We start from the raw sequence: 11990 nt of genomic DNA, 5'->3' as shown, positions 1-11990 counted from the left end.
CTCTTGTCAAAGAATACCTGAAAATCATCCTTGTTGCCCATAAAAACGATGCCTATCGCAACATTCTCGCCATTACGTTTACCAACAAAGCGGTACACGAAATGAAAAGCCGGATTGTAGGCAGTTTATCCGAATTTGCCAAAGACGAACCCAACGATAAAGCATCAGGTTTAATGCAGGATTTGGCTTTAGAGACGGAACTTTCTCCCATTCAAATCAAAACAAAATCGAAAAATATCATCAAGCATATTATTCACAATTATGCTGCTTTCGATATTTCTACCATCGACAAATTTACACACAAAGTCATTCGTGCTTTTGCGCATGATTTGAATTTACCAATGACTTTTGAAGTCACATTAGATACCGAAAATCTTTTGATTGAAGCCGTTGACGCCATCATTGCACAAGCCGGAGAAGATGAAACACTTACAGAATTATTGATTAATTTCACAATGGAAAAAGTCAATGAAGATAAATCTTGGGACATTTCACGCGAAATTCTCGAAACCGGACGTTTGGTTCTTAATGAAAATCATCGAAATGAAATTACTCATTTTCAAGATAAATCCATCGCCGAATTCGTCGAGATAAAAAACAAATTAGCCGAGGCCTGCAAAGTTTTGGAAAAAGAGAATGTGGAGCTTGCCAATGAAACTTTTTCTTTAATAGAAAATAACGGAATAGACTTAAAATCTTTCTCGCGAGGAACTTTTCCAAATCATATCATCAGTATTCAGGAAGGAAAATACAATCCGAAAAATAAAGCCTTCCACGAATTCGATGATATTGCAATCAACAAAACGGCAAAAGACCGAGCGATTATTGAAAATATTGTTCCGGAATTGTTGCAAACGCTAGGGAAAATTTATAAAAATTTCGAGAAACGCGATTTCTACAAAGCCTTTCTAAAAAACATTACGCCGTTATCTTTGTTGAATACTGTCAGTAACGAATTGGCAAAAATTCAAAAAGAGCAAAACGTGCTTTCCATTTCTGAATTCAATGCCATTATTCATCGGGAAATTCAAAATCAACCGGCGCCATTCATTTACGAACGATTGGGCGAGCGCTACCGTCATTTTTTTATTGATGAATTTCAGGACACGTCCGAAATGCAATGGCAAAACCTGATTCCGCTGATTGGAAACTCTTTGGATGGAGAAGAAAACGGAGAAAAAGGAACCTTGATGATTGTGGGCGACCCGAAACAGTCTATTTACCGTTGGCGCGGAGGCAAAGCTGAACAGTTTATTGCGTTGAGCAAAGACCAAAATGCTTTTAAAAATCATAAAAATGAGTTGTTTCATTTAGATAAAAATTACCGCAGTTATTCGCAGATAATCGAATTCAATAACGATTTTTTTCAATTGTTGTCCAATGAATTTGAACACGAAGATTACCAAGATTTATATGCCAATCACAGTACCCAAAAAATCAATGATAAAACGGGTGGCTATGTAAATATTTCCTTTATTCCAAAAGTAGAAACTTCAGAAGATCCCGACACTTCGGGAGAAGAAACTTTGGATAAAACCGAATTGTATTTATTGGCGACTTTAAATACCATTCAAAAAGTAACACGACAAGGTTTTGATTACAAAGACATTGTTATCCTTACCCGAAAACGGGATCAGGGAATCGCAATTGCCAATTATTTGACTGAGCAAAGTATCCCATTGTTGTCCTCGGAAACGTTGATGATACAAAACGCTACCGAAGTGCGATTGATTATTCATTTGCTGAAATACCTGAAAAACAATGTCGATTTAGAAGCCAAAGCACATTTTCTTCATTATGTTGCGGAATACATTCAGGACGAATTGCCTGTTCATGATTTCATTGCCAAAGGAATGGAGGAAAAACAGGAAGCAGCTTTTGAGAGTTGGCTGATGAGTTTCAATATTTCGCTTTCGTTTCAAAACATCCGAAAAAAATCGCTGTATGAAGCTGTGGAAATCATTGTTTCTAAATTCATTAATCCAAAAAGCAATAATGCTTATGTGCAATATTTTCTGGATATTGTTTTGGAACGGGATGTAAGAAACCAAGCGGGAATTTCGGATTTTCTGAATTATTGGGATAAAAATGGGGAGAAATTCAGCATTCCGTCGCCCGAAGGAAAGAATGCGGTTCGAATTATGACGATTCATAAATCAAAAGGATTGGAGTTTCCAATCGTAATCATGCCATTTGCAGAAGAAGATTACAGCCGAAAACCCAAAGATAAATTGTGGTTGAATGCTGAAGAACAGGATTTTGGTTTGCCCAAAGTTTTAATCGATAACAGCAGTGCAGTGGAAGGTTTTGGAGATGAAGCGTCATTGGTTTACAATCAGAAAAAACAGGAAGAATTATTGGATAATATCAATGTTTTGTATGTGGCTTTAACGAGAGCTGAAGAACAGTTGTATGTGATTTCGAACATGAATTTGACAAGTAAAGGAGAGGTTAAATCCAATAATATGTCAGCTTTCTTTATTAATTATTTGATGAGCAAGGGAGTGTTCGAAGAAAATAAATTGGAATATGAATTTGGGAATCCATCTAAATTATCTCCAGATAATGAAAAAACGGATGAGATAAAAACAATTCCGTTAGTCAGTGAAATCCTCAATCCCAAAAATATAAAAATTGCCCAACGGGAAGCATTAATGTGGGGAACACAGCAACAAGAAGCCATAGAATACGGGAATGTGATTCATGAAATCTTATCTTTTGTAAAAACTAAATATGATATTGACTTAGCAATCACTAAATCATTAGAAAGCGGGTTGATTACTTTTAATCAAAAAGAGTTGGTTTGTAAAACAATTCAGGAAATTATCAGTCACAACGAATTGGAAGATTATTTTGCCGAAGGAAATGAAGTTTTGAATGAACAAACGATTATTCAAAAAGTAGGGACAACAATCAAACCGGATAGAATGGTTTTGACCAAAAGCGGCGAGGTTTTTCTTTTGGATTATAAAACAGGAACGCACAATCAAAAATACCAATTGCAATTAGAAAATTACCAAAGTGCCATCGAATTAATGGGCCTTAAAGTGGTAAAAAAAGCACTCATATATATAGGAGAACAAATCAATGTAGTAAATTTGTAGCCTTAAACGAAAATAAACACATAACCGAATAAACAAACACACAAAAATGTACGGAAAAATAAAAGAACATCTTGAGGCAGAATTGAAAACGATTGTAGATAACGGAATTTTCAAATCGGAAAGAATCATCACTTCACCACAAGGAGCAGAAATCACGATTTCAACTGGAGAAACCGTTTTGAATTTTTGTGCCAATAATTATCTCGGCTTATCATCACACCCGGAAGTGATCCAGGCGGCAAAAGATACTTTGGATTCACATGGATTCGGAATGTCATCGGTTCGATTTATTTGCGGAACGCAGGATATTCATAAAACATTGGAAAAAAAGATATCCGAATTTTACGGAACAGAAGACACGATTCTTTATGCGGCGGCTTTTGATGCTAACGGGGGTGTTTTCGAACCATTGTTGGGAGAAAACGATGCGATAATTTCAGATAGTTTAAACCACGCTTCAATTATTGACGGGGTTCGTTTGTGTAAAGCAGCCCGTTATCGTTATGAGAATAGCAACATGGAAGATTTGGAGCAGCAATTGATTAAAGCCAATGAAGCAGGAACACGATTCAAATTAATTGTTACCGATGGGGTTTTCTCTATGGACGGCGTGGTTGCGCCATTAGATAAAATTTGTGATTTAGCCGATAAATACGATGCCATGGTTATGGTTGATGAATGTCATGCTGCCGGTTTTATAGGTGCAACCGGAAAAGGAACGCTGGAAGCCAAAGGCGTAATGGGAAGAGTGGATATTATTACAGGAACCTTAGGGAAAGCTTTAGGCGGTGCCATGGGCGGTTACACAACTGCAAAAAAAGAAATTATCGAAATATTGCGTCAACGTTCTCGTCCGTATTTGTTTTCGAATTCTTTAGCGCCAGCGATTGTGGGGGCTTCTATTAAGGTTTTCGAATTGTTAGAAAAAGATACATCTCTAAGGGATAAATTGGAATGGAATACCAATTATTTCAAAGCAGGAATGAAAGAAGCCGGTTTTGATATCATTGATGGTGATTCGGCAATCGTTCCGGTGATGCTTTATGATGCAAAATTGTCTCAAAATATGGCCAATGAACTCCTGAAAAAGGGAATTTATGTTATTGGTTTCTTTTTTCCGGTGGTTCCGAAGGATAAAGCAAGAATTAGAGTACAATTATCCGCTGCGCACACAAAAGAGCATTTAGACAAGGCTATTAAAGCTTTTATTGAAGTAGGAAAGTCGTTAAATGTTATATAATTCCCACTTTTACAGTAATTTCGCCAATTTTTTTAACATTTCATTTTGTAGTTAAAAAATTACGTATTACTTTTGAGGAATATAAATTGTAATCTAACAAAATTAAGTATGAAACATCTTAACAAATTATTTGCTGTTATATGTCTTATTGTTGGTCTTAGCTCACAAGCTCAGGACCAAAACAATCCATGGGCATTAACATTTGGAGTAAATGCTGTTGACACAAGAATTAGTGCCGCAGCAAGCCTTGAAGATCAAATTTCTCAGTATTTTAACGCTAAAGACAACTGGAATATTCTTCCTTCGGTTTCTTATTTAAAAGTGTCAAAATATGTAGGGAATAACATCTCATTTGGAGTTACTGGGTCTGTTAACAAAATCAAAAGATTTGTTAACAAACGTGAAGGTTCTTCTCTTGATTATATTGTAACTAATCCTGGTGATTTAACTTACTATGGTGCTGATGCAATTATCAAGTATAGTATGATGAATTTAATCGGATCTAAAGTTATTGACCCGTCTATTCACATTGGTGGAGGTTATACTTTTATGGGTGATGCAAGTGCTGGTACTGTAAATGGAGGTTTAGGATTGACTTTTTGGTTCACAGAACAAGTTGGTCTTTCTTTAGAGTCTACTTACAAACATTCATTTGATGACACTAGAACTCCAAACGTTGACATTGCTTCACACATGCAACACTTTGCTGGTCTTACTTTCAAATTTGGAGGAAAAGATACAGATGGAGATGGTATTTATGACAGAGATGATGCTTGTCCAGAAGTTGCTGGTTTAAAACAATTCAATGGTTGTCCTGATACAGATGCTGATGGTATCCAAGATAGCGCTGATGAGTGTCCAACTGTATTCGGTTTAGCTGCATTAAACGGTTGTCCTGATACTGACGGAGATGGAATTGCTGATAAAGATGATGCTTGTCCAGAAGTTGCTGGTCTTAAAGCTTTGAACGGATGTCCAGATGCTGATGGCGATGGAGTTGCTGACAAAGATGATAAATGTGTTACAGTTGCAGGACCAAAAGAGAACGCAGGTTGTCCTTGGCCAGATACTGACGGAGATGGTGTTTTAGACAAAGATGATAAATGTATTGATGTTAAAGGTACTGTTGCTAACAGTGGTTGTCCTGAAGTATCTGAAGAAGTTATCAAAAAATTGAATGCTTACGCTAAAACAATCTTGTTTAACTCTGGAAAATCAACTTTCAAAGCACAAACTATCCCAGTTTTACAATCAATTGTTGCAATCTTAAAAGAATATCCATATTCAAGATTTTTAATTGAAGGTCATACTGATAGTGATGGTTCTAATGAAATGAACCAAACATTATCTGAAAATAGAGCTCACGCAGTTGAAAATTATTTAATTGAAAACGGAATCGCTGCTGACAGATTAAAACATACAGGTTTTGGTGAAACTAAACCAGTTGCAACTAATAAAACTGCAAAAGGTAAAGCAATGAACAGAAGAACTGAAATTTCTTTAATCAAAGAATAAATTTTTCTAAAATATTTATAGAAAACGCCTCGATTTATCGGGGCGTTTTTTTTATTTTTATAAAATGACAAATACTTCTTTTCTAGATAAAATTGCGCAGGTCTTAATCGAAAATTATTCCGGAAATCTATCCAATACAATTGTTGTTTTGCCAAATAAACGGGCCAAGATATTTTTGATTGAAGCTTTGAAAAAACAAGTTGAAAACAATATCCTTTCTCCTGAAATTATTAGTATTGAAGATTTTATTCAAGACATTGCCGGTATTCGTTCCGTTGACCCGATAGAATTATTATTCGAGTTTTATGAAGTGTATTTGTCAATCACTGATAAAAAAAACCAGCAAACATTTGAGCTCTTTGCCAATTGGGCTAAAACACTGTTGCAGGATTTCAATGAGATCGATCGGTATCTGTTAGAACCATCACATGTTTTATCTTACTTAAAAGACATTGAAGACATCAAAAAATGGGGAATTGAAGTCGAAAATAAAACCCAATTGCTCGAAAATTATATCGATTTCTGGAAATTATTGCCGAATTATTACCAGTCCCTTTATACTCACTTATTGAATAAAGGTATCGGTTACCAAGGTTTGATTTATCGCGAAGCCGTAAATAATTTGAACCATTTCTCTGATTCTATTCAGGACAAAAAATTCGTATTTGCAGGTTTCAACGCATTGAATGCAGCCGAAGAAAAAATCATCCAACATCTAATCGCCTCCGATCATGCCAAAATATATTGGGATGTTGATCAAACCTTTCTAAACGACCCGTTTCATGATGCGGGCTTGTTTGTTCGACGATTCAAAGAAAACTGGAAACACTACAAATCAAATCCTTTTGAATGGATTGTAAATGATTTTTCTCAAGCAAAAAATATCCAGATTATTGGTACACCAAAGACAATCGGACAGGCCAAAATTGCCGGAAGTATTATTGAAAATGTCATCAGTGCGAATCCAAACGCGACACTAGATAAAGTGGCCATTGTTCTAGGTGAAGAAAATTTGTTAGTACCACTTTTATACTCTTTACCATCAACTGTTGGTGCATTGAATATCACTATGGGTTATTCAAGCAAGAACAATCCTGCGCAAATTTTGATTGCAAAATTGTTCAAAATGCACACCAATGCTTTGTCCAGAAATGCCAAAAGTTATGTGTTGTATTACAAAGATGTATTGGATATTTTAACCCATCCATTGGTAGAACCTTATGCAAAAACAAGCGCTTTAGTTAATATCATCAATCAAAATAATTACACTTTTATAACGCATCATAAATTGATAGAATTGAGCGTAAATTCAAGTGAGCTGTTTCTTTTGTTATTTCAAAAATGGGAAAATGGTTCGATTCCGGTATTGGAAACCATTTCTAAATTATTGTTAACCATAAAAAACAATCTAAACAACGACAACGAAGAAGAAAAAATCACGAAAGCCTTTGTGTTCGCCATTTTCAAAGTCATCAATAAACTCATCAATTACTATTCGCAGCACGAACACATCGATAAAATCGAAACGCTATATGCCATTTACAAGCAGATAATCGATTTAGCCGAAGTTTCTTTCGAAGGCGAGCCTTTGAACGGTTTGCAGATTATGGGCGTTCTGGAAAGCCGCGTATTGGATTTCGAAACCGTAATTGTCACCTCGATGAATGAAGGGAAGTTTCCTGCCGGAAAATCACAGAATTCTTTTATTCCGTATGATGTGAAGCGGGAATTGGGTTTGCCTACTTTTAAAGAAAAAGATGCGATTTACACCTATCATTTTTACCATTTGTTACAACGTGCCAAAAATATTTATCTGCTGTATAACACCGAAAGTGAAGGTTTGGATGCGGGCGAAAAAAGCCGTTTCATTACCCAATTGGAAGTCGAAAAACAAGCCAATCATACTTTGTCACACGAAATATACAATGCAGTTTTGCCAGAAACGGCTTATCAGCCAATGATAATCCCAAAATCGGAATCGGTTATGTTGCGATTAAAGGAAATTGCCGAAAAAGGATTTTCACCCTCGGCATTGACGAGTTATATTCGGAATCCAATCCAGTTTTATTTCCAAAAGATTCTACGGATCAGTGAAGTTGAGGAAGTCGAAGAAAATATTGCTTTGAATACTTTGGGAACCATCATCCATGAAACTTTAAAAGCTTTGTATGACCCGTTTGTCGGCAAGTTTTTATCCGAAAATGACATTTTAACTTGTTTCAAACAAATTGATGCTGAGGTTTTAAAACAATTCAAATTGGTTTATAAAGAAGGTGAAATCAAAAAAGGACGAAATTTGTTAGCTTTTGAAGTAGCCAAACGTAATGTTTCCAATTTCCTGAAAATGGAATTGGAAAGCATCAAAAACGGCGATGCCATAAAAATTCTGGCTCTCGAAGAACGTTTCGAACGGATTTTAGAACATCCAAGTTTGTCCTTTCCTGTAAAAATTGGCGGTTCGGTTGACCGAATTGAGGAACGCAACGGAACCATCCGAATTATAGACTACAAAACTGGAAAAGTTGAAAAAGGTAATGTCACCCTAAAAGCCTGGAAAGGCCTGGCAGAAGATATTAAAAACGATAAAATCATTCAGGTTTTGGCGTATGCTTACATGTATGGAAAAGATGCAAAGGACAAACCGATTGAAGCCGGAATTATTTCTTTCAAAAATCTAAAATCAGGATTTTTGCCTTTTAATTTTAAAGAAGAAAAAGACGTAAATTCAATTATAAATCATGAAGTTCTAAATAATTATCTGGAACAAATGGTTTTATTGCTGAATGAGATTTTGGATGAGAATATTCCTTTTGAGGAGAAGATTTAATACATGATTAAATATTTTTAAAAAAATCCAATAATACTTTCTTCAATTCAACGGCGTTTTCAATATGACTCATGTGTCCGTCAGGGAAAGTGACCAATTTTACTGCTGTGTTTTCAGTTTGTTCGAGACTTTCTTCGTAAATTAAAACAGGATCTTTTTTGCCTAAAATCAGCAATATCGGATATGGAGCAAAATGAAGTAAAACTTCCCGGTCTTTACGGATTTTCATCCCTTCAAGAGAAGCCACAATGCCTTGTAAAGGGGTTTTTAAAGCTTCAACTTTCACTTTTTCAATAGCATCAGTCATTTTCTCTCGATTGTCTTCGCTAAATAAATTGGCGATAGACATGCGGATAAAATTGCCGTAATTTTGTTTTACCGCTACAATAGCACGGTCACGATTGATTTTGCGTTCCTCGCTGTCGGCTCTTGTTGTTGAATTCAATAAAACCAATCCCTTTACGGTTTCCGGATACAATTCGGCGAAAGCCAAAGCCACATAACCGCCCATGGAATGTCCGACAAAAACCGCTTTTCGAATCCGTAATTCCGATAAAACAGCATGAACCGCATCGGCATTATCTTCCATCGAATGGATGTATCCCAAACATTCCGTTTTGCCATGACCTAATAAATCAATCGTGATAACCCGGTACTTTTTAGAAAATTCAGCAATGTAGAAATCCCACATGGTTTGGTTTTCCAAAAAGCCATGAAGCAAGACAATAGCGGTTCCTTTTCCGGTGTCGGAATAGGATATTTTGGTGTTTTTAAAGTAAATGCGTTTCAAAATGAAAATTTAGTAGGCAAAAATAACATTTTAATTTTTTAACAAGATAGGAAATCAACTTCCAGTTTGTAATTCCTTGATGATTTGTTTAAATACAAAAAACGGCTCCCATTCTGAAAGCCGTCTATAATTATTTAAAAAGTTTAAAATCGTTTATCACCATCGAGCAAACTTCCCAATCCGCCTAATAAACTGCCTTCGTCTCGACTGCTTCCTCCAGATTTTGGAGCCGAAGCGATAATTCGGTCTGCCAGTCTGCTGAAAGGTAAGGATTGAACATAAACCGTTCCCGGACCGCTAAGCGTGGCGTAAAATAATCCTTCTCCGCCAAAGATAGAGTTCTTGATGCCGCCAATAAATTCAATATCATAATCCACCTCTTTTGTGAAACCTACGATACATCCCGTGTCCACTTTCAGGATTTCACCCGACGCAAGTTGCTTTTTTGCCAAGGTACCGCCGGTATGAACAAATGCCATTCCATCACCTTCTATTTTTTGCATAATGAATCCTTCGCCACCGAAAAGTCCGCGACCAAGTTTTTTAGAGAATTCGATTCCAACAGAAACGCCTTTGGCAGCGCAGAGAAAAGAATCTTTCTGGCAAATGAATTTTCCGCCAAATTGAGTTAAGTCAATCGGGATGATTTTCCCGGGATATGGAGCCGCAAAGGATACCTTGCTTTTAGTGTTGTTTTGGTTGATGAACGCGGTCATGAACAGACTTTCGCCCGTGAGTACTCTCTTTCCCGCATTGAGTAGCTTGCCAAATAATCCGGATTGCTGTTCGGATCCGTCTCCAAAAATGGTTTCCATTTGGATGTTGTTGTCCATCATCATGAAACTTCCCGCTTCGGCGATTACGATTTCCTGTGGGTCCAGTTCAATTTCTACATATTGCATTTCTTCACCAAAAATGTGGTACTCTATTTCGTGTGCTTGCATGTTTTTTGTTTTTTAGTTAGTCAGGTTCTGATAAAAGACTGCATTTTCTTGTTTTGTAAAATCTAAAAGAGCTGCGTTATTCAAAGTTATAAAAAAATGTTCAATTGAGGTTTCTTGGCTCTTTTGAAATTGATGCGTTTTTAGAATATAAATAAAAAAACGGCTCACATTTCTGTAAGCCGTTTAAATTTAAATTATTAAATATAAAATTAACTGTTCATCAGACTCTCGATTTCATCAATCTCAATTGGAATATTACGCATCAAATTAAACGGTTCGCCACTTTCCTGAACCACCAAATTATCTTCCAATCGAATTCCGAAACCTTCAGCTGGAATATAAATTCCCGGCTCGACAGTAAAAACCATATTAGCTTGCATTGGTTCGGTCAGAATTCCGTAATCATGCGTGTCCAATCCCATGTGGTGGGAAGTTCCGTGCATGAAATATTTTTTGTAGGCTGGCCATTCCGGATTTTCATTTTGCACATCGGCTTTATCCAAAAGTCCTAATCCCAGTAATTCTGAGGTCATAATTTTTCCTACTTCAATATGGTATTGTTTCCAAAGTGTTCCTGGCGTAAGCATTTTGGTTGCTTCATTTTTCACACGTAAAACCGCATTATAAACTTCAGCCTGTCTGTCGGTGAATTTTCCGGAAACAGGAATCATTCGGGTCATGTCGCTCGAATAATTGCCGTATTCGGCAGCAACGTCCAATAAAATCAAATCACCGGGCTTACATTGTTGGTTGTTTTCGATGTAATGCAATACATTCGCATTGTTACCAGAAGCAATAATTGGGGTATAAGCAAAACCTTTGGAACGGTTGCGAACAAATTCATGAATCAATTCGGCCTCGATTTCATATTCCATTACGTTTGGTTCCACGAATGACAATAATCTTCGGAATCCTTTTTCGGTGATATTACAGGCATTTTGAATTAAATCTATCTCTTCGCTTTCTTTTACGGAACGTAGGCGTTGCAAAATCGGATTGCTTTTTGCGACAGCATGTGCGGGATATTTCTCTTTCCACCATTTTACAAAACGCGCTTCACGGGTTTCTGTTTCCACCGTGGCACGATAATGCTCGTTAGTATTGATATAAATGGTGTCGGAATGTGTCATCATTTCGAATAAAATCTTCTCGAATTCCTGTAACCAATACACAGTTTTGATTCCGGAAACTTTAAATGCACTTTCTTTAGTCAGTTTTTCGCCTTCCCAAATGGCAATGTGTTCGCTGGTTTCTTTTAGGAACAACATTTCTCTTTGATGTTCATATGGCGCATCAGGAAAAAGCAATAAAATACTTTCTTCCTGATCCACTCCGCTTAAATAAAAAATATCACGGTGTTGTGCAAAAGGCAAAGTACTGTCGGCAGAAACCGGATAAATATCATTAGAATTAAAAATCGCTACACTTTTTGGCTTCATTTCAGCCATGAATTTTTTGCGGTTTTTGATGAAAAGATCGCGGTCTATTTGATGGTATTTCATGTCGAATTATTTTTTTTAGTTGTAGTAGTCAAAATTAGGAACTTTCGCAGTAAATGTTGTTAAATGGG

7 protein-coding genes are annotated in these 11990 nt (G+C 36.4%); 4 read left to right on the top strand and 3 right to left on the bottom strand.

Annotated features, from left to right (window positions below; genetic code table 11):
• From VI621_RS00125 to VI621_RS00110, 4 genes are all read left to right on the top strand, one after another.
• A partial coding sequence (locus VI621_RS00125) for a UvrD-helicase domain-containing protein (RefSeq protein ID WP_324216356.1) occupies positions 1 to 3104 on the top strand: 3104 nt, incomplete at its 5' end.
• 46 nt (positions 3105 to 3150) lie between these two features.
• Positions 3151 to 4344 (top strand): glycine C-acetyltransferase, encoded by a 1194-nt coding sequence (kbl, locus tag VI621_RS00120; protein WP_324216355.1) that lies wholly within the window; start codon positions 3151 to 3153, stop codon positions 4342 to 4344.
• Positions 4345 to 4452: 108 nt separating this feature from the next.
• A complete protein-coding gene (locus tag VI621_RS00115; RefSeq protein ID WP_324216354.1) occupies positions 4453 to 5859 on the top strand; it encodes an OmpA family protein in 1407 nt (468 codons plus the stop codon).
• A 64-nt stretch (positions 5860 to 5923) separates the two neighbouring features.
• On the top strand, positions 5924 to 8686 hold the full coding sequence (locus VI621_RS00110; protein WP_324216353.1) for a PD-(D/E)XK nuclease family protein: 2763 nt from the start codon (positions 5924 to 5926) through the stop codon (positions 8684 to 8686).
• A gap of 7 nt (positions 8687 to 8693) precedes the next feature.
• Here the strand turns inward: VI621_RS00110 and VI621_RS00105 are convergent, their stop codons facing one another.
• The 3 genes from VI621_RS00105 to VI621_RS00095 all read right to left on the bottom strand — a co-directional run bounded on the left by VI621_RS00105 (position 8694) and on the right by VI621_RS00095 (position 11922).
• Entirely contained in the window at positions 8694 to 9476 is a 783-nt protein-coding gene (locus VI621_RS00105; RefSeq protein WP_324216352.1) for an alpha/beta hydrolase, read from the bottom strand.
• Between the two features lie 143 nt (positions 9477 to 9619).
• Positions 9620 to 10420, bottom strand: a complete 801-nt coding sequence (locus VI621_RS00100) for a TIGR00266 family protein (protein ID WP_324216351.1) — start codon at positions 10418 to 10420, stop codon at positions 9620 to 9622.
• Positions 10421 to 10629: 209 nt separating this feature from the next.
• Positions 10630 to 11922 carry an aminopeptidase P family protein gene (locus tag VI621_RS00095; RefSeq protein WP_324216350.1) on the bottom strand — a complete coding sequence of 431 codons (1293 nt, stop codon included), beginning with the start codon at positions 11920 to 11922 and terminating at the stop codon, positions 10630 to 10632.
• Between the last annotated feature and the right edge of the window lie 68 nt (positions 11923 to 11990).

It is taken from the genome of Flavobacterium sp. (assembly GCF_035292545.1).
Classification (GTDB): domain Bacteria; phylum Bacteroidota; class Bacteroidia; order Flavobacteriales; family Flavobacteriaceae; genus Flavobacterium.
Note: the sequence above shows the minus strand (reverse complement) of the source record. Positions and strands in the feature narration are given on the sequence as shown.

Bases quoted from the DNA above. Each gene is read 5' to 3' on its own strand.
- kbl (WP_324216355.1), top strand. From the start codon at position 3,151: ATGTACGGAAAAATAAAAGAACATCTTGAGGCAGAATTGAAAACGATT.
- VI621_RS00115 (WP_324216354.1), top strand. From the start codon at position 4,453: ATGAAACATCTTAACAAATTATTTGCTGTTATATGTCTTATTGTTGGT.
- VI621_RS00110 (WP_324216353.1), top strand. From the start codon at position 5,924: ATGACAAATACTTCTTTTCTAGATAAAATTGCGCAGGTCTTAATCGAA.
- VI621_RS00100 (WP_324216351.1), bottom strand. From the start codon at position 10,420: ATGCAAGCACACGAAATAGAGTACCACATTTTTGGTGAAGAAATGCAA.
- VI621_RS00095 (WP_324216350.1), bottom strand. From the start codon at position 11,922: ATGAAATACCATCAAATAGACCGCGATCTTTTCATCAAAAACCGCAAA.